Consider the following 23,691-nt stretch of genomic DNA (forward strand, 5'->3'; position numbering starts at 1 on the left):
ACTGAGAAATAGGATGAATAAAACTATTCTTTAAATTTTACAATTCCGTGTAGAATGTGCCCAATTCAAGATATGTCAGTGAAATAGGTTATTTATGTCGGTTTCGACGATTACCCCTTGGGTAGTGGGCAACTGGAAAATGAATCCAATGCAAGCAGATGCCCAGGCTTTGGTTCAAAATTTCAAAGACTTGCTTGAGTCTGCACCAGTTTCAACAGAGAAATGTCATTTGGGTGTGGCACCGACAACCCTTGCCTTAACTCAAATTCAAACTGCATTTGCTTCTGCAAATCGCCCTGTATATACCGTAGCACAAGATGTATCACGTATTTCAGGTACAGGCGCTTATACCGGGGAAGTAAGTGCTGAATTATTGGCTGATAGCCAGATTCGCTATGTATTGATTGGACACTCTGAACGCCGTGAAATTTTTGCTGAAAGTTCACAGATTCTAAATGCTAAAATCAAGAATGCCTTAAATGCCGGCTTAACCGTAATTTACTGTGTGGGCGAAAGTCTGGAACAGCGTGAAGCAGGGCAGGCAGAAGCAGTGGTTCTGCAACAGATTTGTGATATCGCGACTGTGGTTGCAGGCGAGCAGTGGAAAAATATCGTGATTGCTTATGAGCCAATCTGGGCCATTGGTACCGGTAAAACAGCTTCTCCGCAAGATGCGCAGGCCATGCATGCCCAGATCCGTCAGGGCTTGAGCCAGATTACAGGTTATGCTGCGACTATGGCGATTTTATATGGTGGTAGTGTAAAACCGGAAAATGCAGTAGAGTTAGCAGCCTGTCCTGACATTAACGGGGCATTGGTGGGTGGTGCATCACTCAATGCTGAGTCGTTCCATCAAATTGCTCAAGCATTTGCAAATACACAATAATTAGGAGTTCAGCATGCAAACTTTTGTGCTGGTAGTACATATTATCTTAGCGATTTTGATGATTGTCTTGATTTTGGTTCAGCATGGTAAAGGTGCGGATGCAGGTGCATCATTCGGTGGCGGCGGTGCGGCAACGATCTTTGGTGCCTCGGGTTCGGGTAATTTCATGACCCGTTTGACGGCAGTTTTTACCGCATTGTTCTTTGTAACCAGTATTACTTTGGCGATTCTTGCCAAGAAACAGACCACTGATGCATACAGTTTGTCTTCAATTCAATCAGCTCCAACTGCGCCTGCGCAACCGGTTGAAACTTCACCAACTGCACCACAAACGACCGAATAATTTTAATTAAACCTTTCTTTTTTTCAGTGATGCGACTAGAATGCGTCACAGCTGCGGTGGTGGTGGAATTGGTAGACACGCTACCTTGAGGTGGTAGTGCTTTCGGGCGTGGGGGTTCAAGTCCCCCCTTCCGCACCAACTTATAATCCAGAACATAAGTTGGTGTATGCAGCTAAAAAAACTTCTGTTGTTGCGGGATGGAGCAGTCTGGTAGCTCGTCGGGCTCATAACCCGAAGGTCGTTGGTTCAAATCCAGCTCCCGCTACCAATCAATCCTTTTTTAAAGACGCAAACTTTTAAAAGGCAGCTTAAATCTGATTTAAGTTGAGAAGGATTATTTGCATGTTGTTGCGGGGTGGAGCAGTCTGGTAGCTCGTCGGGCTCATAACCCGAAGGTCGTTGGTTCAAATCCAGCCCCCGCTACCAATCCTTTAAAGATGCAAACTTTAAAGGCGGTTTAATGATAGAATGTTAAGCTGAATGTTATTTGTATGCTGATGCGGGATGGAGCAGTCTGGTAGCTCGTCGGGCTCATAACCCGAAGGTCGTTGGTTCAAATCCAGCTCCCGCTACCAATTTTTCAGTAACAGATAACAAATATGCAGAATGATGTGGTTGTGATTGAAAAGTTCGCATCTTTTGTATATAATTTTTGCACGTTGATGCGGGATGGAGCAGTCTGGTAGCTCGTCGGGCTCATAACCCGAAGGTCGTTGGTTCAAATCCAGCTCCCGCTACCAAGTTTCTTAAAAGAGGCTCACAACTATGGTGGGCCTTTTTGCACAGTGGGATTTGAAAAAAGTTCAAATTGTGTATTAATTGGGGCGATTTACGCCCTTTTTTATTGGCTATCGTGTAGTGTCGACAATATTTGGTCAAATCTCCATGTTTCACTACTACTATAGTTTGTATTGGTTTGTAGTGGTCAAATAGATCATAAAATCGCACCAGATGACGAGAGTAAATGAAGCTATCAAATAAAACTCAAGCACTTCAGGACTTGATTGCACCAGCAGTTGAAGCCTGTGATGTAAACCTGTGGGGGATTGAATTCCTGCCACAAGGCAAACGTTCATTATTACGGATCTATATCGACAAACCGGTCGATGAAAATGCAGCACCTGTTGTCAATGAAGATGGCGAAGAAGAGCAGGGTCGTGGTATTGGGGTTCAGGACTGTGTGCGTGTCACACAGCAAGTCGGCGCGATCTTGGATGTACATGATCCAATCTCAGGTGAATATTCGCTTGAAGTGTCTTCACCAGGTTGGGATCGTCCATTCTTCCAGCTCGAACAGATGTCAGGCTATATTGGTCATACCGTAGCACTACGTCTGATCAGTGCTGTCGATAATCGTCGTAAATTCCAAGCAAAACTGGTTGCAGTCGACCTTGAAAATGAAATGATTCAAGTTGAAGTAGAAAAGCAACAGATTTTGGATATCGACAGTCACAATATCGATAAAGCAAACTTGGTCTATCAAGATTAATTCAATTAATAAGAATCTGAACGAATAGGTGACTTATGGCACGTGAAATTCTTACCGTGGTTGAAACGGTTAGTAACGAAAAAGGTGTAAGTCGTGAAGCAATTTTTGAAGCGCTAGAACAAGCTTTGGTTGCAGCGACTAAGAAGAAATTCTACGAGGGGACTCACTCGGAAGAAGCTCGTCTTCGTGTAGAAATTGACCGTAAAACTGGGGATTACCGTACTTTCCGTCAATGGGAAGTGGTGGCTGATGAAGATCATGAAATGCCTGCTTGTCAGGATGCGATCTCTGATGTGGATCCAGCACAATGGTCGATTGGTGATATCCGTGAACTGGAAGTAGAATCAATCGATTTCGGTCGTATTGCTGCCCAGATCGCGAAACAGGTGATTGTACAGAAGATTCGCGAAGCAGAACGTGCGCTGGTTGCCGATGCGTATGAATCTAAAGTCGGTGAGCTGATCTATGGTGAAGTGAAAAAACAAACCAAAGATGGTTTTATCATTGACTTGGGTGACAACGCAGAAGCGTATCTGGCACGTGAAGAGATGATTCCGAAGGAAATCCTTCGTCCGAAACAACGCGTAAATGCGATTCTATATAGCGTTAACCGTGAAGGCCGTGGTGCACAATTATTGTTGTCACGTGCTAAACCGGAAATGCTGATTGCATTGATGAAAAAAGAAATTCCTGAAATTTCTGAAGAAATCATTGAAATTAAGGCCGCAGCTCGTCAACCGGGTGTTCGTGCTAAAATTGCAGTGAAAACCAACGACCACCGTATTGACCCGGTGGGTGCTTGTATTGGTATGCGTGGTACACGTATCCAGGCTGTACAGCAAGAGCTCAATGGCGAGCGTATTGATGTGGTGGTTTGGTCTGATGATCCTGCGCAATATATCGCAAGCGCATTAGAACCAGCAGATGTATCTAGTATTGTGATCGATGAAGATGCACGTACTGCAGACATCATTTTCGCGACTAGTGATCAGCTAGCTCGTGCAATTGGTTCACAAGGTCAAAACGTTCGTCTGGCATCTGAATTGACTGGCTACAAGCTGGATATGATGCTGGAAGAAGAATACTACGCACGTCAGCAGAGCGAAGCACAAAAATACCTGGACATGTTTGTTACACGTCTGGATATTGCTGAAGATTTGGCGATGGCGTTGGTAGAAATGGGCTTCACCTCGCTTGAAGAAATTGCTTACGTACCGCCAGAAACGTTTGATGAAATCGAACTGGATGCGGAACTGGTTGAACTACTGCAAAGCCGTGCGAAAGAAATTGCACTTGCTGATGCATTACAACAGCAAGAAAACGTACAAGCGCCAAGTGAAGAACTTGTTGCAATGGAAGGCATGACAGCAGAGATCGCGCAAGCTCTCGCAGCTCGTGGTGTGGTAACCGTAGATGACTTAGCTGACCAAGCGACTGATGATATTGAAGATATCGAAGGTCTCGGTGCTGAGAAAGCCGGTCAACTTATTATGAAAGCGCGCGAATCATGGTTTAACTAGGAGGTAGTATATGACGGACAAGTCGATTAAAGAGTTAGCACTCAGCGTGGGTCGCCATGTTGATAAGCTCCTAGAGCAGGTTCGTGAGGCAGGTTTACCACAGCGTAAAGCTGACGATATTATTACCACCGAACAACAAGATCGCTTAATGAATCATGTGAAAAAGACACAAGGTTCAGATGGCCATGCAGGACAAATCACGTTGAAACGTAAAACGACCAGTACTGCTAAAGTGGCAAGTACTTCAGGTAAGGCGAAAACGATTAATGTAGAAGTTCGCAAGAAACATACATTCGTCAAGCCAGACCCGGAACAAATTAAAGCAGAAGCTTTAGCGAAGGCTCAAGCTGAACAGCAAGCGAAAGCAGAAGCTGAACAGAAGTCAGCACCAGCTAAAAAACCTGCTGATGCACCTAAATCAGGTACAAACAATGCAAGCAAAGCACTAGAAGCAATGCGTGCAGCTCAGAAACAAGAAACTGAGAAACAGGAAACACCTAAAGCCGCTGTTGTGGTAACACGCAAATCAACTAATAAACCGATTGTGAAAGCAGCGGTTAAACAGGTTGAAACAGCAGAACAGAAAAAAGCGCGTGAAGCTCAAGCCGCTCAATTAAAAGCAGCTGAAGAAGCAGCACGTCGCAAGGCAGCTGAAGAAGCACAACAACGTACCCTTGAGCAAATGCGCAAGATGGCGTCGAAGTATTCTTCTGAAGATACCACTGCAACCATTCGTGTGATTGATGATTCTCCACTTGCGGCTGGTCTGGTTGGCCAGGCATATGAAGACTCATTTGCGAAAGAAGACCGCGAAATTAAACGTGGTACTAACACTTCAAATACACGTTCACCGAAGAAAGGTGGTCGTCGTGGTGAAGAGCAGTCTTTCCGTGATAACTCACATAAACGTGGTTTGAAATCTAGCCAAGCGAATAAGCATGGTTTTGAAAAACCAGTGAAAAAACAGGTTTATGACGTTGAAATCGGTGAAACGATTGTCGTGGCTGACCTGGCTGCGAAAATGGCAGTTAAGGTTCGTGAAGTCATCAAGTCACTGATGAAAATGGGTGAACTGGTTACTCAAAACCAGGCGATCGATCAGGAAATCGCGGCACTTGTGGTTGAAGAAATGGGCCATAACCCGGTACTGGTTTCTGAAACTGCAGTCGAAGATAACCTGCTTGAACAGGCTGAAGAAGCACGTGGTGCGCAAACTACTCGTGCGCCAGTTGTTACGATCATGGGGCACGTTGACCATGGTAAAACATCGCTTCTAGACCGTATCCGTCGTGCCAAAGTGGCGCAAGGCGAAGCAGGTGGTATTACCCAGCATATCGGTGCTTACCATGTAACGACTGATAAAGGCACTATTACATTCCTTGATACTCCGGGACACGCAGCGTTTACTGCAATGCGTTCACGTGGTGCCAAAGCGACTGATATCGTAGTTCTAGTTGTAGCAGCAGATGATGGCGTGATGCCACAAACTGCAGAAGCAATCGATCACGCTCGTGCGGCGGGTACGCCAATCATTGTTGCAATCAACAAGATGGATAAAGACTCTGCTGATCCAGATCGCGTATTGAATGAATTGACCACCAAAGAAATCGTACCTGAAGAATGGGGCGGTGACGTTCCTGTAGCGAAAGTATCTGCACATACTGGCGCGGGTATTGACGAACTTCTTGACCTGATTTTAATTCAGTCTGAATTGCTTGAATTGAAAGCATCTGAAGAAGGTGCGGCACAAGGTGTTGTGATTGAAGCACGTGTTGATAAAGGCCGCGGTGCAGTAACTTCTATTCTTGTACAGAACGGTACGTTGAAAGTGGGTGACCTAGTACTTGCTGGTTCGTCTTATGGCCGCGTTCGTGCCATGACCGATGAAAACGGTAAACGTATCAAGTCTGCAGGTCCTTCGATTCCAGTCGAAATTCTGGGTCTTCCAGAAGCGCCGATGGCAGGTGACGAAGTTCTTGTTGTGAATGACGAGAAGAAAGCACGTGAAGTTGCCGATGCGCGTATGGATCGTGAACGTCAAAAACGTCTTGAACGTCAATCTGCAATGCGTCTTGAAAACATCATGGCGTCTATGGGCAAAAAAGATGTGCCGATCGTCAATGTGGTATTGAAAACTGATGTACGCGGTACATTGGAAGCACTGCATGTTGCATTGGCTGAGCTTTCAACGGATGAAGTAAAAGTACGTATCATTGGTTCTGGTGTTGGTGCGATTACTGAATCTGACGTAACACTTGCTGAATCTTCAGAAGCGGTTCTTCTTGGCTTTAACGTACGTGCCGACAGTACTGCACGTCAAAAAGCAGATGCAGACAGTATCGACATTCGTTACTACTCAGTGATCTATCAATTGATTGATGACGTGAAAGCAGCGATGAGCGGTAAGCTAGCTCCTGAACACCGTGAAACCATCTTGGGTGTTGCTCAAGTACGTGAAGTGTTCCATTCAAGCAAATTTGGTGCTGCAGCAGGCTGTATGGTACTTGAAGGCGTATTACACCGTAATAAACCGATTCGCGTATTACGTGATGACGTGGTGATCTTCCAGGGCGAGCTAGAATCTCTTCGTCGCTACAAAGAAGTGGTGGAAGAAGTTCGTGCCGGTATGGAATGTGGTCTTGCGGTGAAAGGCTATAAAGACATCAAACCTCTCGATAAAATCGAAGTGTATGATGTGCAATTGATTAAACGGAGTCTTTAATGGCGGGTAGTCAACGTCTGAAGCGTATGGCGGATACGGTACAACGCGAGTTGTCTGAACTGATCCGTCAGGAGCTGAAGGATCCACGTCTGGGTGGTCTGGTGACCATCTCAGCCGTGAAGGTAAGCCCAGACTTAGGATATGCAGAAGTTTATGTCACAGTAATGGGTCGTGAACTTGGTGATGAGCAAAGTGAAGCGGCAAATAAAGAAACACTCGATGTTCTGAATAAGGCATCCGGGTTCTTGCGTCATGAACTGAGCCGTCGGATCAAGACACGTATTACACCTCGTCTACGTTTCCATTACGACAAAACCAATGCATATGGTAACTATATGTTTGGTCTGATTGCTGAAGCAGTGAAGGATTTACCTCCTGCTGAAGACAAGAAAGATGAAGAATAAGCTTTTGTAAAGCTCAATAAAAAAGCCACCTTAGGGTGGCTTTTTTATTACTGAACTTTTAAGCAGAACGGGCTAACCATTACTTGAGTCTTGATCATTCATTTTCTTTTCATAAAATGCACGACGGCGGGTTTTCTGCCAAGGCAATGGACGTTCCAGAGTTTCTGGCACTTCACCACTCATCGAGCGTAAACGTAAATGCAAGGCGGCTTGTGCCATCAGGTTGGCAGATACCGGTGCAGTAATGAAGGCAAATAGGGTAATCAGTACTTCGGCAAAACCTAAACGGCCATAGATGGCTGAAAAAATAATAGAAGCGATCAGGAAGCTTCCCAATCCTAAGGTACTGGATTTGGTCGGTGCATGCAGACGCATAAACAGGTCGGGTAGACGTATCATTCCAATACCACCCACCAGCATAAAGAACGCGCCAATCAATAAAAAAATCGAAACTAGTATTTCTAAAATCAAAGGCATTTAAAAACTCCTAGTCGATGACATGGCCAGTGGTGAAATAGCGGGCAAGGGCAGCGGTAGAGACAAAACCCAGCATGGCCACCAGTAAGGCACCTTCAAACATGAAAGTGCTGCTCCAGTAAATTCCCAGAATCACCACCAGACAGGTTGCATTTAAAAATAGGGTGTCCAGTGCCAGCAGACGGTCAACGATTGAAGGGCCCATGACCAGCCGAATCAGACACAGCAACATGGAAATCGTGACAGCACCCAGACAAATCAGCAATGCATATGGCAGAATGGTCATGCTTCAGCTCCTGATTGTGCGCTAAAAATTTTAATCAATGGTTGTTCATAGCGCTGTTTGATGGTTTCAATTTCGGCCTCTTCATCATCCGTGCTTAAGGCATGCACCAGAATATCGCCACGGTCCTGATCAATCCCCGCAGAAACTGTACCAGGTGTCGTGGTAATGATCATCGCCAGTAAAGTATTTACTTCTTCATGTTCGGTATCCAGAGGAACACGAAACCATTTGGGATGCAGATTTTTGGTCGGTCCCAGCACCAGAATCGCTACCTTAATGTTTGCGACAATGATGTCCCAAACAACGACCCAAAACAGGCGCATCGCTGGCACCCACCGGATATTCGGTGTGTAATCAATAAAAGGGGCGACCACTCTCGGAATCAAGATCGCCAGAAATATTGCCATAAGGAGTGTGCCGACTTCCATATTATGGGCCAGCATGACCCAGCTCATCGCCACAATGACCGAAACGAAAGGATGTGGGAACCAGCGTTGAAGTAATGATTCAGCCATTAAAGTCCCTCCGCCGGTTTAAGTTGATTGTCGTCGTATTTGTTCTGTTCAATATACTGTTTATCAATCTGACGCTGTTTAAATTCAGAAATATGTTCGCCATTTAAGGTATTTTCTGAAATGACATAAGGAATCAGATGCGCATTTGGATCAGGCGTCTCACCACCATATTTGGTTTCTGGTAAATAACCCGGATCAAATGGCTGCACACTAATAAACTTACCTTCAGCATCACGTTTTAATAATGCTGCTTCATAAATCGGATTGGTCTTAATCTGTGCTGCAGTCTGATAATTATATTGATAGATCGGTGCAGCAAAAACTACGTAGGCTGTCAGACTGAGCAATAATAGATAAATGACCCGGTCATTTCGTGCTGGTGCCTTGCTTGGTAAGGCTTCATATTTGCTGAATTCTTCAGAATTTTCATCCTGTTCCGGTCGGCTTGAACGCCAGAACAGAATAAAACCGACCCGGGTAAAAGCCAGAATACTTAGTAAGCTGACTAGTAGAACCGTAAAGATAATCAGCATTTGATGCTCAGACTGTCCTGAAGCTTGCAGGATAAACACTTTACCGAAGAAGCCGCTGAAAGGTGGCAAGCCGGCCATCATCAAGGCAATGATGAAATATACAATGGAAACCAGCTTATTCTGTTTCATCTGTGGGGCGATTTTAAAGTGATCTTTAAATTCACCGCGCTGTGAGGTAATCCAGCCACATAGGATATAAAACGCTGCGCCAATCAGGGTACTGTGCACCATATAGTACAAGGCACCTGCCCAAGCCTGAGTGCTGTTCATGGCAATCGCAATCAGAATGGTGCCGACCGAAGACAGGATCATAAAGCCGACGAAACGACGTAGACGTTCAGTCCCAATGGCACCAAATGCCCCATACAGTGAAGTAATCACCCCAATGACCAGCAGACAGTTCATCAGAATCTGGTGGCTATATTCATCATCAAATACAGTGCCATTGACCCGGATAATCGCGTAGATCCCGACTTTGGTCATGATGGTAAACAGGGCAGCCACCGGAGTAGTCGCAACAGCATACGTTTTAGGAAGCCACAGGCCTACCGGTAACATGGCTGCCTTGATCCCGAACACCACAAATAGCATCAGTCCGCCTGCAACGGCCAGCTTATGGTCATCGCCTGCCAAAGTTGGCATCAGTCTAGCGACATCAGCCATATTCAGACTGCCGACACTGCCATAAATCATGCCGAGCCCGATCAGGAACAGGGCAGAAGCGAGCAGGTTAATAGCCACATAATGTACACCGAGCTGGAAGCGTGCCTTGCCTTGCCCATGCAAAAGTAGGACATAGGATGCCATTAACAGGATCTCGAAGAACACGAACAGGTTAAACAAGTCACCGGTCAGAAAGGCACCACTAAGCCCCATTAATAGAAAATGGACCATGGCGTGGAAATAGCGCCCGCGAATATCCCATTCTTTGCTGGCATACCAAACGATTGGCAAAGCGAGTGTATAGGTCAGTACTAGCATCAAGGCAGAGAGTTGGTCCAGAACCAGTACAATACCAAAAGGGGCGGCCCATTCACTTAAAGTGTAGACACTGATCTGCCCTTGGCTGCTATTAATCAGATAGCCAACCGCCATAATCAAACCCAATAGGGTCGAAATATGACTCACGCCACGACGCCACGGCTGACGCCAGTCGGTAATCAGAGAACCGGAACCCGGGTTACCCAACAGTACTAAAATAAAGGCAGTAAAAGCCGGTAAAAGAATACTGAAAATAGGAGTGTGTTGATTCAAGAAGTTGAGAAGATCAGTCATTACGGCTCATCCTCACGTGGGTCATTTTGCGGTATCTCTTCTTTGGAATCAACGTGATCTGTTCCTGATTCATAACGGCTACGTAAGGCCAGCTGTACAATAAAGGCGGTGGTGGCAAAACCGATTACAATGGCGGTCAGCACTAGCGCCTGAGGTAAAGGGTCGGTGACCTGCGTGGCTTCGGTGAGCACTGCAGGCGAATTCATCTGAATACGACCCATGGCAAATAAAAACAGGTTCACTGCATAGCCAATCATGGCCAGTCCAAGAACGACCGGAAAGGTACGTGCCCGCAGAATCAGATAGATCCCGGTGGCAGTGAGTAGGCCAATTGCTGAGGCTAACAAAAGTTCTAAACTAATCATTCTATTATCCTCTTGGTACTGGACCAGTCATACTTGAGTGACGGGAGTCACCCAGAACAGAAATCATCAGCATGGTCGCCCCGACTACGGTGACATAGACACCGACATCGAATAGGGCAGCAGAAGCGAGATGCATATCGCCAAGTAATGGTGGATGGACATGAATATGAGCACTGGTCAGGAAAGGACGTGACCAGAACCAGGCTGCGATGCCAGTTAGGCCTGCAATAGTCAGGCCGATACCAATCCAGATCTCATAGAGACGTCCAGATTTAGCTCCCAGCATTTTTTCTGCATGATCCTGACCAATGGCAACGTATTGAATGATCAAGGCCAATGAGGTGACCAGACCGGCAATAAAACCGCCACCCGGAAGATTATGGCCGCGCATAAAGATATACAGACTAACTACCAGTGCTACCGGTAAAATCCACGATGCTGTAATACGCAGCATCAAAGGGGAGGGGTTAAAACGGTAAGTCAGGCCTTGGGTAATGGTGGTACCATGAGCACGCATACCATCCATCAGACTCAGCACCCCGATTGCGGCAATTCCAAGTACGGTAATCTCGCCGAAGGTATCGAAACCACGGAAATCGACCAGAATTACGTTGACGACGTTTGTACCGCCACCAAGCGGAATCGATTGTTGGATGAAGAACCAGGAAATTGAATTATGGTCACGCGTCATAACCAGCCAGGCAACTGTTGCAATTCCTAGACCTCCGCAGACTGCAATCACTGCATCTCGCCAGCGTCGGGTCGGGCTGGATTCATAAGGCGTCAGTTGTGGCAGTAGAGACAGGCTCATCAGTAGCAGAACCGTCGTTACTACATCGACTGTAATCTGGGTTAAAGCCAGGTCGGGTGCCGAGAAACCAATGAAAACCATGGTGACGACCAGACCGACCGCACCACTGATCAGGATGGCCTTAATCCGTTCATGATGGAACCAAAGCATCATCCAGCAGGCAGAGAACAGCAATAACCATAGAACGATGGCCAGAACCGGTGCATGGGTCAGTTCCCGGCCACCGGTGTCAATCCCATTGACTACAAGAGGGTAGCCCACCAGACCAATGGTAAACAGTACAATCCATAAAATATAACTTTGCAGTTTGCCATTTTCAGTCGCACGGCGGAAATGTCTTGAATTCAGTAACAGATTTTTCAAGAACAGATCAAATAGTACACGACCTTGAAGTTTGCCGAGTTTTGGATCCAGATCAATTTCCCGAATTGCACCGCCTTTAGCCAGTGCAAAATAGAAAATCGCACCGCCGAATATCGCAATAATACTCATCACCAAAGGTAGATTAATACCGTGCCAAAGGGCGAGATGTGTGCCTTCAAAGGCAAAATTCTGGGTTGACGCTTGTGTGGTGCTATTTACAATCTTTTCGACCAGTAATCCTGGTAACAGGCCGACTGCGATACACAGGAAAGCCAGTAAAATAGCCGGTGCACGCATACCAAATGGTGGCTCATGCGCATCTTTATTTGGGACTTGCTGGCCTAATGGACCATCAAAAAACACGCCATGTACCAGACGAATCGAATAGGTGACAGCGAAAATCCCGGCCAGTGTTCCTGCAATAGCTGCACCGATCATGACTGGGCCACTTAAGTTTGCGACCAGTTCGGTAAAGAACATCTCTTTGGACAAGAAACCATTAGTTAATGGAATACCAGCCATGGAGGCGGCAGTGATCATGGTCAGCGTTGCGGTAAAAGGCAGCATTTGCCAAAGACCGGACAATTTTCGCAGATCCCGGGTACCGGATTCATGGTCAATAATCCCGGCAATCATGAACAAGGCAGCTTTAAAGGTTGCATGGTTAATGATATGGAAAATTGCTGCTGCGACGGCTAATGGTGAGCCAATACCCAGGAGACACATGATCAGGCCTAAATGGCTAATAGTTGAATAGGCCAACAGACCTTTCAGATCTTCTTTAAAGATGGCAAAGAATGCTGCCACACATAGGGTAAATAACCCGATAAAAGTAACAATATTATGGAACAGTGCCGCGCCTGTGAAAATTGGCAATAAACGCGCAACTAAAAACAGGCCCGCTTTGACCATAGTGGCAGAGTGCAGATAGGCAGACACCGGCGTCGGTGCTGCCATGGCATTTGGTAACCAGAAGTGAAATGGGAACTGCGCACTTTTGGTAAAAGCACCGAGTAAAATTAATAATAATGTCGGTACAAATAGAGCATGCGCCTGAATCTGTTCGCCCATCATCAGGATCTGGTCAATCTGATAGGTACCCGTAATCTGTCCAAGCAGAATAAAACCACCCAGCATAGATAAGCCGCCCATCCCGGTAATGGTCAGAGCCATACGAGAGCCGCGTTGAGCCGCTTCGTAATTGCTCCAGTAACCAACCAGCAGGAAGGAAGAAATACTGGTGAGTTCCCAAAAGATCAGGAGAATCAGAAGATTATTAGACAATGAAATGCCGAGCATTGCTGCCATAAACAGCATCAGCAGGAAATACAGTTTACTTAGAGAGTTTTTAGGGCTGAGATAGTAATAGGCATATATATAAATCAGGGTGCCAATTCCACTAATCAGCAGAGCAAACAGCATGCCCAAAGCATCCAGCCGGAAACTGAAATCGATTCCAAGCTGGGGTAGCCAGGACCAAGTCTGGGTAATTACCGTTCCATTAAATACAGCAGGCGCCTGACTCAACAGTAATAAGAAACTGCTGAGACTGACGGCAATTGCTCCTAAAGCCGTTACCCCGCGTGAAAATTGCTTCAGCCACGAGACAAGGGTTGTGCCTAATACTAACGGTAACAATATAATAATTGGCAGCACACTCGTATCCATTGTCGTGATATAGGTTAAGGTCAACCTAGGGTGAATCTTTATCTTTCAAGGATTACAGGACCACAAAGAGCGACCCAAAACTTCTCGATCTTGAAAGCCAGAATGATATTCAAACAGAATAAAACAGTTGTATTGCGCAACTTATAAACGATAGCAAATTCCGATTTTACAACGAAAATTGCAAGTAAAACCGATCATATTACAGGATAACCACAACATCAATGTTTTTATGTAGAACTTGTGGATTATACGTAAGCTTGGTTTTGATATGGGCTGCATGCTTGAACATCTCGTACAAATTTGACCGAAAATAAAGATCAAACTCCCTGCATTTATTGATAAAAATTTATAACTTCTTGATCAGGAATGCAGAAAATCGAAACATATTCTTGCATCCTGATTTCATTTTTTAAATTGCATTATCGTTTCAGAACTATTTAAGAAGATTGAGGCAGGCTTTGTGAATTATCCTGACTCAAGAGCTGTAAAAGCTCCTGTTGCTGTTCTGTGCTTAGCTGTTCCTGAATCAGTTGCAAAACAGACTGAGCCGTCAGGTTGACTGTTTCTGGTTCCTGAAGTGCATCTTCAACTTTTTCTATATCAGTATGATTTTGGCTAATCTCAAGCGGCAATTCTGCATAGAAATGATCATACTGAACCTGCATTGGATTCAGATGGATGGGATGCAGCTGTTTATTTTCCAGTTTTAGACACTGAAAATCCTGAGCCTGTTCCAGCAATTCCGGCCGGTTTCCAGTCACAATAATCTGTAAGTTAGGAAACGCCTGATGCAGACGCGGTAAAATGACGGCAGCCATGTCCTGATCCAGTTGATGGTCAATTTCATCAATCAGCAAAATGCCAGTACCCTCCTGACAAGGAAATAAGCTGTGTGGATTAAGCAGACAAAGGCGTCGTACAATATCTCCCACTAGTGCAATCCAGTTCCGGATACTGTTCGACAACTGCTGAAAGCTAAAAGTGTGATTATGATAACGCACCATTAATTGCAGCTTGGGCTGGTAATCGAGATAAATCTGGCGAAGTTCCGGCAGCACAATGGATAAAGCTTCACGCAAGGCAGTCAGGCTTGGCGTATGCATATGCGCTTTGGCTTTTTCAATTTGCTGGGCCAGCTGATCTGCTTGAATATCGTCCGATTGCTGTAACGCCTGATCTAGAATCTGGTCAATGATCTTGGCACTTTGTGCATTTTCAATATCACTGACTTCACGAAACCATTCAAAGAAACGTGCAAAAGTCGTAAAAGGAATGGCGGTAATTTCATAGGCATGCGCAGTCTGAAAAATGGCCTGATTATTTTTGCTGAGTAAATTAATTTCATTGACGAAGCGTTCAGCCGGATAGTAGGCGACCATAGGCAGACCGAGCAAAGGGTCATGTTGCCTTGCCTTTTGATAGAGACTCACCATGGCATCGAGTTGCTGGGTTTCCGCTTTGGCAAAGCCAATGCCCTGACTATTTAAAGTTTTGTATAACTGCCAAGAACAGGATTGGGCGGGGGCAGCTTCTTCCTGTGCTGATTCAGGCAATGACCTCAAATCGTCAGGAAAACGCACCTGGATATCAATTTTGGATTGCAGGCGGTTTTGCAGGATATCCTGATCCAGCATGCTTAAACCTGCGGTACGTAAGTCACGAAAACGTGCAGAAAACCAGGTCAAAGCCTGATAACTCAAGCGCAGCAAGGTGGTTTTACCAGAACCCTGATCACCTAGAATTAAAGTCACAGGTGTTTTTTGCAGATCAAAATCAAGCTGTATATTAGAAAAGTGCAGAGCATGTTTAAGTTGTATTTTTTCGATGTGCATGGATCACCTGTAGCGTGATTTTTACATCTATGTTTTACCTTAGCCGACGGCTTGGCGCAGTGACTGTGGCATCCTGATTTTCAGTTGTTGAATGAGGTCATAAATGTGATGAATATTTAAGCTTACTTTAGCACGAGTACAGGCCACGTACAGCAGACGTAACTCTTCGTCACTAATTTTATGGTCTTTCTCGTTCAGCTTGAACTGGTAGTCATCCTCAATGTGTACCCGATCCCACTCCAAACCTTTGGCCTTATGCGCGGTAGAGATAATGTAGTCCGCTTGCCCGATTGGGGTGATTTTGGCGAGGGCAGTTTTCAGGGGATCAGTACCATGTTCATCGACCAGTTTGACTAAAGGTTTGATATCACTACCTTCATTGGTCTCGCAGTACTCGTGCACATCATGCCAGGAATTAAACCAGGCCAGCTCAGGTACATCAACCACACGCTTGCCTTGTTTCAGCATCGCGGCGGCATCAACAAAACGGCTTAATTTGACATGATCCGCTTGCAGGCTGACTTTATCGCCACGTACTAAACCGGCAAGTAATAGTTCCATAGCACGCGCATTGGTCCGACATAGAATCGCATCGCGTAGTTTAGTATGTGGTTTATTGACCACTTTGGAATTTAAGTGCGGATTACCGAGTAGGGGCACAGTTTCATTCAATGCTCCCAAAATGGCATTGGCATTCAGCGCAATTTCAGGCCCGAAACGGAATGAAGTGGTCAGCCGAGATTCAGGTAGTGGCAGCTGCTGCATGGCATTCACTGCACCACGCCAGGCATAAATCTGCTGATGTGCATCACCGACGTAGATGACCTGAGTACTACGCTGTTTCAGTAAAATTCCCAGCATCAGTGGGTCGGCATCCTGTGCTTCATCAAACAGCACATAGTCGGCAGGAATATTAGGCTCAGACAATGCCCAAAGTTTCAAGTAAATATCATGCCCAATCCCGGCCTGATGATTTGGATCTATCGACTCTAGCCAACGGCGTTCTACAGCGGGATAAAGTTTCTTTTGCAGCGCTTCAATATCATCTGGATGTAGCCAGCTCGGTGCCTGAATATGCCGCGGGGCAGGATATTGCGAACTGGTCGAGCAGAAATAGCCAACTGCATTCGCGACCAGACTGGCCAGACGCGAAGGCATCAGTACATATTTTTCATAACGTCCGCCCATCATCCGGCGCAAGGTCATAGGCTCAAGGCGATATTCTTTGGCAATGAAGCTTGGACTCAAACGCGGTAGGCGTAGCTTATCCGTGACTCCGCGTGGAACACTGCGAAAAGCCAGGGAGTGAAACGTTCGGCAGTCCACACCCCGATGAAATTTGTTTTGTGCTTCTGAGGCAATCGATTTATTAAATGCCAGATACATACCGCGCCGTTCCGGCATGGCATCACTGATCATTTGCAGGGTCGTGGTTTTACCTGTGCCCGCATAGGCAATGACTTTAAAAGATTTTCCCAGACGTGCGTTATCAATGGCAGTTGCCTGCTCATAGGTCGCTTTGGGTTTTTGCAGATCAGACACAGGTAGATTCATTCACGACTTAATGTTGACGATTGGCTTTTTCAACCAGACCAGATAGACCCTGACGGCGTGCCAGTTCATTCAGGACCAGTTGCGGATCCAAGTCGAAGTAACCGAGCATCACAATGGTATGGAACCACAGATCAGCCACTTCATAGATCAGGTCATTCTTGTTGTCTTCAGAGGCTTCAGTTTTAAAATCTTTAGCCGCGATCACAGTTTCAAAGCTTTCTTCACCGACTTTTTCCAGAATCTTGTTGAGGCCTTTATGATACAGCTTGGCCACATAAGAGGATTCCGGGTCAGCTTTCTTACGCTCTGCCATCATCTCGCCCAAGTATGACAATACTTCAACCTGTTCAGACTGAGCGGTTGGGGCATTCATGGCAAGCGTATGTGGATTTGTTGATTTTTCACCGTAAATTGCAGCAGGATCTTTGATTTGTGCATCCACAATTTCCCAGCCATTTGGTGTCAGTTTACGATAGAAACATGACTCACGGCCGGTATGGCAGGCAATACCACCTTGCTGTTCAATCTGTAAAATAATCACGTCCGCATCACAGTCCAGACGGATTTCATGCACAGTCTGGAAATGACCAGATTCTTCGCCCTTATGCCATAACTTATTGCGTGAACGGGAGAAATATACCGCCTGATTTTTTTCAGCAGTTAAAGCCAGCGCTTCACGATTCATCCAGGCGACCATCAATACACGACCAGTTTGATGGTGCTGGGCAATGGCAGGAATCAGACCTTGTTCGTTAAATTTTACTTCATCGAGCCATTGCACGTTGTTCATAAGGGTTTCCATTAATTGAATCAGAATATAAAAAGATGGATAGGAAATATCCGTCCATAGTGTACGTGATCTCGTCGCATTTGCGGCAAAAATCTGTGCCTGAAAAGACAGGATGTGTCGTTGGGCGTATTCAGATTATAAACCTGAGCGATTGAATCTCTAAAGTGCAGAAATAAAATAGCCGCCCTTAGGCGGCCAGAATATTCTTGACGAAATTACCAGTGCTCACCCGGGAAGATTCGCGCATAGGCCTTTTGTACCCAGTTCAGTTTTTGTGGCTGACCCACTGATGCTGAAGAGCTTGGGAACAGGTTATAACCGATCGACATCAGGACATTGTTGATGTCTGGTGCAATCGCATAGGTAATCGAAGCCAGACGTCCCAAATTGGTTGCGACTTTCTTCGGACGTTTCACAATCGCATAAGCAACCAGTTCAGCTGCCTGTTCCGGAGACAGGGTAGGCACATATTTATAGATCTTGGTCGGTGCGATCATTGGTGTACGAACCAAAGGCATATAAATTGAAGTGATTGCAACTTTATGTGAATGGACTTCTGCAGACAGACAGCGGCTGAAAGCATCCAGTGCGGCTTTAGATGCGACATAAGCCGAAAAGCGGGTGGCATTCGCCAATACACCAATCGAGCTGATATTGATGATATGACCTGCACGGCGAATCATCATTTGCGGCAGGATATTCATCACCAGACGTACTGCACCAAAATAATTCAGCTGCATGGTACGTTCAAAATCATGAAAACGATCCACTGATTCATGCACCGCACGGCGAATCGAGCGGCCCGCATTGTTAATCAGGATGTCGATATGATCGACTGAAGCAATAATCTGTTTGGACACTTCATCAATGGATTCCATGTTGTTGAGATCACATGGAAATACTGAAGCTTTACCGCCCTTGGATTCAATTTCTTTTTTTACTTGTTCTAGGGTCTCTTTGGTACGCGCGACCAGTAAAACATGTGCGCCAGCATCTGCCAGCTGATGTGCTGTCGTTAAACCTATACCACTGGATGCGCCTGTAATAAGAACAGTTTTACCTGCAATACGTTTTTCCAATTGTTTCTGTAGTCTAGTTTTCACGTTTGTTATCCCTAATTTGAAGACTGCGTTCAAATTATTTTTATTAAAAAATCAAAGATGGCTCTAACAGAAATAAGAGCGAAGATGAGTACTAATATGATAACTAATTATTTAAAAAAATCTATACATTAAACTATTGAAAATAAAATAAAAATTAGAGTAATTGCTCTATTTGTGTTCGCCGTTTCAATTGATTTTTATCATGAAAATAAATAACAAAGCAAGTGATTGTATTCAAAAAATAAATAAAAAAACTCCAGCATTTTTGCTGGAGTTTTCTGCTTTAAAATGGCGCTTAAACTGCTGTGAGAGATTGTTCCAGATCCTCAATCAGGTCATCAATATGTTCAATCCCGATTGATAAACGAACCATATCTTCACTCACACCTGCTGATTTAAGCTCTTCAGGATTGAGCTGGCGGTGGGTGGTGGTTGCAGGATGACAGGCGAGACTCTTGGCATCCCCAATATTGACCAGACGGGTAAACAGTTGCAGGGCATCAATAAAACGGGCACCGCCTTCACGACCACCTTCTACACCAAAAGTCAGAATGGCAGACGGTTTACCTTTCACATATTTTTGTGCCAAAGCATGCTGCGGGTGATCTTTCAGACCGGCATAATTGACCCATTTTACTTTCGGATGTTGTTGTAAATATTCTGCAACCTTCAGCGCATTTTCAGTATGACGTTCCATACGCAGGCTCAAAGTTTCCAAGCCTTGCAGAATTAAAAATACATTTTGCGGGCTGATCGCTGCCCCGGTATTACGCAGAGGTACGACACGAGCACGCGCTATATACGCCGCTTCACCTAAAGCTTCGACATAATTCACACCATGATAACTCGGATCCGGTGTATTCAAAGCAGGGAAACGCTTGGCATGTTGCCCCCATGGGAACTTGCCACTATCCACGATAATGCCGCCAATCGAATTCCCGTGACCACCAATATATTTGGTCAGTGAATGCACCACGATGTCGGCACCGAAATCAAAAGATTTCTGTAGGACTGGGGTGGCAACTGTATTATCAACGATGACTGGTACGCCATATTCATGGGCAATCTTGGAAATCGCTTCCAGATCAATGATATTACCTAGTGGATTACCGATCGATTCCACAAAAACCAGTTTGGTTTTGTCATCAATTAGGCCACGTAATGCCTCTGGGTTTTGATAATCAAAGAAGCGAACTTCAATCCCTTGTTTAGGCAGCGTATGCGCAAACAGGTTATAGGTGCCGCCATATAAAGTAGACACTGAAGCAATATTGTCACCCGCTTCAGCAATGGTCTGAATCGCATAGGTAATCGCAGCCATACCCGAAGCCAATGCCAGCGCACCAATCCCGCCTTCCATAGCTGCAATACGTTGTTCCAGCACTGCCGTGGTGGGGTTCATGATACGGGTATAAATATTGCCCTGAACTTTTAAATCAAACAGGTCTGCACCGTGCTGAGTATTGTCAAAAGCATATGAGGTAGTTTGATAAATGGGAACCGCAACAGCTTTAGTAGTAGGTTCCGGGCTATAGCCTGCGTGAATCGCTAAAGTTTCTGCTTTATAAGTCATGATCGTTGGTCTTCTTGTGTTTTCTGCTGTATTGAAACTGCTCAAATATTAGCACTTGAAATATGAAGAAAAGTGCATATTTATTCAAATAAATATCTTAATTAACGATATAGCATCAGCAAAATAATGCAAGTTTAGGTGTCAGAAATACTGTTTGAAAAATAAACAGGATTAAACTTGTAACAAGGCATTAACTTCACGTGAATGGCTTATGTTTTTAAGACTTTCTGCGTATAATAGCCGATTATTTTTTCGCTCATGATTGAGCAGGGGGAGGTTGTTTCTTCCCCATTTGGTTTTTCAATTGAGGAGTCCTACGTGGCCCAATATATTTATACGATGAACCGAGTGTCCAAGATGGTTCCGCCGAAGCGCGAAATCCTCAAGGATATCTCCTTATCATTTTTCCCAGGTGCAAAAATTGGTGTGCTTGGTCTGAACGGTGCAGGTAAATCTACTTTGCTTCGTATTATGGCGGGCGTAGATAAAGATTTCTCTGGTGAAGCACGTGCGCAACCGGGTATCAAAATCGGTTACCTCGAGCAAGAACCACCACTTGATCCAACCAAAGACGTTCGTGGCAACGTTGAAGACGGCGTACGTGAAGCACTTGATGCATTAGAACGCCTTGATCAGGTATTTGCAGACTATGCAGATCCGGATGCAGACTTCGATGCTTTGGCGAAAGAACAGGAAAAACTGGAAGCAATTATCCAAACTTGGGATGCGCATAACCTGAATAACCAGTTGGAACAGGCTGCAGCAGCATTAAATCTGCCTGCATGGGATGCAGATGTAACCATGCTTTCAGGTGGTGAACGCCGTCGTGTTGCATTGTGCCGTTTGCTGCTGTCTAAACCAGACATGTTGCTTCTTGACGAACCAACCAACCACTTGGATGCAGAATCTGTATCTTGGCTGGAACGCTTCCTGAAAGACTTCCCGGGCACTATCGTGGCGATTACGCACGACCGTTACTTCCTGGATAACGTGGCCGAGTGGATTCTGGAGCTTGACCGCGGACATGGTATTCCTTACCAAGGTAACTATTCTTCTTGGCTGGAACAGAAAAATGCACGTTTAGAACAAGAGAACAAGCAGGAAGAATCTTTTGCTAAAGCATTGAAAAAAGAACTTGAATGGGTTCGTTCAAATGCGAAAGGCCAGCAGAAGAAAAATAAAGCACGTATGGAGCGTTTTGAAGAGCTTAACTCTCGCGAATTCCAGCAACGTAATGAAACTTCTGAAATTTATATTCCACCTGGTCCACGTCTGGGCAACAAGGTGGTTGAAGTTGAAGGGATCAGCAAATCCTTTGGTGACAAACTGCTGTATAAAGACCTGTCTTTCACAGTACCACCAACAGCGATTGTCGGTATCGTAGGTCCAAACGGTGCAGGTAAAACTACACTGTTCCGTATGATGACGGGCGAACAGCAACCCGATACCGGTACGGTAACTTTAGGTGATTCTGTAAAAGTTGCTTATGTGGGTCAGATCCGTGACACCCTGGATGACAATAAAACCGTTTGGGAAGAAGTGTCTGGCGGTCTGGATATCCTGAAAGTGGGTGATTACGAAATTGCATCTCGTGCTTATATTGGACGCTTTAACTTTAAAGGCCAAGATCAGCAAAAACGCGTAGGTGAATTGTCAGGTGGTGAGCGTAACCGTTTACAACTTGCGAAAATCCTGCAACAAGGTGCGAACGTAATCCTGCTCGATGAACCATCAAACGACCTGGACGTAGAAACTTTACGTGCGTTAGAAGATGCAATTCTGGTATTCCCAGGCTGTGTGATGGTGGTATCGCATGACCGTTGGTTCCTGGATCGTATTGCGACTCACATCTTGTCATTTGAAGATGAGACTCCAGAGTTCTTCACCGGTAACTATACCGAGTTTGAAGAGTATCGCCGTAAGAAATATGGTGATGATCTGGCAGCGAAGCGTCAGAAATACCGCAAAATTGGTGCTTAATCAAAGCGCATAAAGAAAAAAACCAGCCTTCAGGCTGGTTTTTTTCTTTAATATTGGACACTCATTTGGCTATAAGTATTCGATAACAGCCGCGCAGCTTTTAAATGACCTTGCTGTTTAGCCTTATTCAGCCATTCTTCAGCATGAAAATAATTCTGATCTAAACCTAGACCACCTTTAAGAAAGTGTTTACCTAATCGGTATTGCGCTTTGGTGTGTCCACGTGTTGCTGCACTTAAGTAGTTCCAGAAAGCATTTCGTTGATAACTTTCTTGCTGCTCTAACTGCGTAATTTGAAAATGTTCGGCTTGGCGTTGCTTTAAAATATGGCAAAGCTTTTCAAGCTGCACAGCTTCCAGATAATAGGTATCTGCTTCAGACATAGAATTTTCCATGTCTGAATTTGTTGGTTCATCGTGAGAAAACAGAAAATGTATGACTTTTTTAAGTTTAAGCATTTTTATTCCTCACCTTTGCCATTATTAATAATTAATTAAACTATCCACTAAAGACTACAATATAAAGCGGTTTTATTTCGGTAATGAATTGCATGCTTTTAGTCTCATGTTGATATTTTTGTGTATTTAATGAGCAAAAACAAGCAGTAGAAATAAAAAACTTCATTTTAAAAGTGAAGCAAATTGGAAGAAATATGAATTTGTTGTTCTAGTCGACATTTTGATATTAGGGGTTAGAAGATTTAGTTTTACTAATAAAAAAATCTTGCATAAGCATGCAAGATTTTTCGGCTTTGAAAATGAGTGAACTCTAGAAATCAGATTTCCCACTCATGATTGCATTCACGGCATTTCCATTTCTTTTGGCTTTGCATGAAAGCCTGCATGGAAATTTTAAAATCAGGCAAATCTTTATAGAACATGAAGCCTGCGATCAGACAGATTATAAACACGATCACAGTAGCGGTCTGTAAAGTCGTACCTGCACCATCTCCAAAAATCCACATCGCGATGCTAATGATGACCAATAGCAATAATACAAACAGGGCAGGCACCAGCATGATCAGGCTTTTAGGCACGACAGGACGCGCCGCCGGTTGACCTGGCTGAGCCACGGGCATGATTTTTGGGCTTTGACATTTAGGGCAACGATATTGCATTACAACTCCAAAATTCTAAATTACTGATTATTTTATCGGAAGATACGCAAAAACCGAAATACCGCCAATATAAAACAGACAGACA

Annotated in this window: 20 protein-coding genes and 5 tRNA genes; 12 read left to right on the top strand and 13 right to left on the bottom strand. The window is 44.9% G+C overall.

The features are described from left to right. Positions 1–94 precede the first annotated feature (94 nt). From tpiA to B3143_RS09970, 11 genes are all read left to right on the top strand, one after another. Complete coding sequence (tpiA, locus tag B3143_RS09920) at positions 95–886, top strand: triose-phosphate isomerase (protein WP_262736410.1); 792 nt, start codon at positions 95–97, stop codon at positions 884–886. A 13-nt stretch (positions 887–899) separates the two neighbouring features. Next, entirely contained in the window at positions 900–1,229 is a 330-nt protein-coding gene (secG, locus tag B3143_RS09925) for a preprotein translocase subunit SecG (RefSeq protein ID WP_004787204.1), read from the top strand. 53 nt (positions 1,230–1,282) lie between these two features. Continuing rightward, positions 1,283–1,367 (top strand) — tRNA-Leu (locus B3143_RS09930). A gap of 53 nt (positions 1,368–1,420) precedes the next feature. Continuing rightward, positions 1,421–1,497, top strand: a tRNA-Met gene (locus B3143_RS09935). Between the two features lie 81 nt (positions 1,498–1,578). Continuing rightward, positions 1,579–1,655 (top strand) — tRNA-Met (locus tag B3143_RS09940). A gap of 72 nt (positions 1,656–1,727) precedes the next feature. After that, a tRNA-Met gene (locus B3143_RS09945) sits at positions 1,728–1,804 on the top strand. Between the two features lie 88 nt (positions 1,805–1,892). Further along, positions 1,893–1,969: transfer RNA gene (locus B3143_RS09950), tRNA-Met, on the top strand. A gap of 224 nt (positions 1,970–2,193) precedes the next feature. Continuing rightward, positions 2,194–2,718 (top strand): ribosome maturation factor RimP, encoded by a 525-nt coding sequence (gene rimP, locus B3143_RS09955; protein WP_034169753.1) that lies wholly within the window; start codon positions 2,194–2,196, stop codon positions 2,716–2,718. Positions 2,719–2,753: 35 nt separating this feature from the next. After that, entirely contained in the window at positions 2,754–4,238 is a 1,485-nt protein-coding gene (gene nusA, locus B3143_RS09960; protein ID WP_004787201.1) for a transcription termination factor NusA, read from the top strand. Positions 4,239–4,248: 10 nt separating this feature from the next. Next, complete coding sequence (gene infB, locus B3143_RS09965; RefSeq protein ID WP_005233539.1) at positions 4,249–6,960, top strand: translation initiation factor IF-2; 2,712 nt, start codon at positions 4,249–4,251, stop codon at positions 6,958–6,960. Next, complete coding sequence (locus B3143_RS09970; RefSeq protein WP_004810065.1) at positions 6,960–7,364, top strand: ribosome-binding factor A; 405 nt, start codon at positions 6,960–6,962, stop codon at positions 7,362–7,364. Before infB ends, B3143_RS09970 begins: the two co-directional genes overlap by 1 nt. 72 nt (positions 7,365–7,436) lie before the next feature. On the opposite strand, the gene B3143_RS09975 is transcribed toward B3143_RS09970, so the two are convergent. The 11 genes from B3143_RS09975 to B3143_RS10025 all read right to left on the bottom strand — a co-directional run bounded on the left by B3143_RS09975 (position 7,437) and on the right by B3143_RS10025 (position 20,509). Further along, positions 7,437–7,841 carry a Na+/H+ antiporter subunit G gene (locus B3143_RS09975; RefSeq protein WP_286740304.1) on the bottom strand — a complete coding sequence of 135 codons (405 nt, stop codon included), beginning with the start codon at positions 7,839–7,841 and terminating at the stop codon, positions 7,437–7,439. 10 nt (positions 7,842–7,851) lie between these two features. Next, positions 7,852–8,127 (bottom strand): monovalent cation/H+ antiporter subunit F, encoded by a 276-nt coding sequence (locus tag B3143_RS09980; RefSeq protein ID WP_004787192.1) that lies wholly within the window; start codon positions 8,125–8,127, stop codon positions 7,852–7,854. Continuing rightward, positions 8,124–8,642, bottom strand: a complete 519-nt coding sequence (locus B3143_RS09985) for a Na+/H+ antiporter subunit E (RefSeq protein WP_286740306.1) — start codon at positions 8,640–8,642, stop codon at positions 8,124–8,126. Before B3143_RS09985 ends, B3143_RS09980 begins: the two co-directional genes overlap by 4 nt. Beyond that, positions 8,642–10,450, bottom strand: a complete 1,809-nt coding sequence (locus B3143_RS09990) for a monovalent cation/H+ antiporter subunit D (protein ID WP_286740308.1) — start codon at positions 10,448–10,450, stop codon at positions 8,642–8,644. Before B3143_RS09990 ends, B3143_RS09985 begins: the two co-directional genes overlap by 1 nt. Next, entirely contained in the window at positions 10,450–10,815 is a 366-nt protein-coding gene (locus B3143_RS09995) for a Na+/H+ antiporter subunit C (RefSeq protein WP_286740310.1), read from the bottom strand. Before B3143_RS09995 ends, B3143_RS09990 begins: the two co-directional genes overlap by 1 nt. Before the next feature lie 4 nt (positions 10,816–10,819). Then, a complete protein-coding gene (locus tag B3143_RS10000) occupies positions 10,820–13,657 on the bottom strand; it encodes a monovalent cation/H+ antiporter subunit A (RefSeq protein WP_286740312.1) in 2,838 nt (945 codons plus the stop codon). 437 nt (positions 13,658–14,094) lie between these two features. Further along, positions 14,095–15,489, bottom strand: a complete 1,395-nt coding sequence (locus B3143_RS10005) for an AAA family ATPase (protein WP_286740314.1) — start codon at positions 15,487–15,489, stop codon at positions 14,095–14,097. A 39-nt stretch (positions 15,490–15,528) separates the two neighbouring features. Next, a complete protein-coding gene (locus tag B3143_RS10010) occupies positions 15,529–17,031 on the bottom strand; it encodes an AAA family ATPase (protein ID WP_286740315.1) in 1,503 nt (500 codons plus the stop codon). Between the two features lie 19 nt (positions 17,032–17,050). After that, entirely contained in the window at positions 17,051–17,833 is a 783-nt protein-coding gene (gene hisIE, locus B3143_RS10015; RefSeq protein WP_286740316.1) for a bifunctional phosphoribosyl-AMP cyclohydrolase/phosphoribosyl-ATP diphosphatase HisIE, read from the bottom strand. A gap of 215 nt (positions 17,834–18,048) precedes the next feature. Continuing rightward, a complete protein-coding gene (locus B3143_RS10020) occupies positions 18,049–18,936 on the bottom strand; it encodes an SDR family NAD(P)-dependent oxidoreductase (RefSeq protein WP_286740318.1) in 888 nt (295 codons plus the stop codon). Positions 18,937–19,231: 295 nt separating this feature from the next. After that, complete coding sequence (locus B3143_RS10025) at positions 19,232–20,509, bottom strand: O-acetylhomoserine aminocarboxypropyltransferase/cysteine synthase family protein (RefSeq protein WP_286740321.1); 1,278 nt, start codon at positions 20,507–20,509, stop codon at positions 19,232–19,234. Between the two features lie 318 nt (positions 20,510–20,827). On the opposite strand from B3143_RS10025, the gene ettA reads away from it, so the two are divergent. Next, a complete protein-coding gene (gene ettA, locus B3143_RS10030) occupies positions 20,828–22,489 on the top strand; it encodes an energy-dependent translational throttle protein EttA (protein WP_005233568.1) in 1,662 nt (553 codons plus the stop codon). A gap of 47 nt (positions 22,490–22,536) precedes the next feature. Here ettA and B3143_RS10035 read toward each other — a convergent pair whose 3' ends face one another. Both B3143_RS10035 and B3143_RS10040 read right to left on the bottom strand, forming a co-directional pair. Further along, positions 22,537–22,872, bottom strand: coding sequence for a sel1 repeat family protein (locus B3143_RS10035; protein ID WP_286740323.1), 336 nt, complete (start codon positions 22,870–22,872; stop codon positions 22,537–22,539). Between the two features lie 392 nt (positions 22,873–23,264). Continuing rightward, positions 23,265–23,606 (bottom strand): hypothetical protein, encoded by a 342-nt coding sequence (locus B3143_RS10040; RefSeq protein WP_004787163.1) that lies wholly within the window; start codon positions 23,604–23,606, stop codon positions 23,265–23,267. Between the last annotated feature and the right edge of the window lie 85 nt (positions 23,607–23,691).

Source organism: Acinetobacter sp. UBA1496 (assembly GCF_002324975.1).
GTDB lineage: Bacteria > Pseudomonadota > Gammaproteobacteria > Pseudomonadales > Moraxellaceae > Acinetobacter > Acinetobacter variabilis.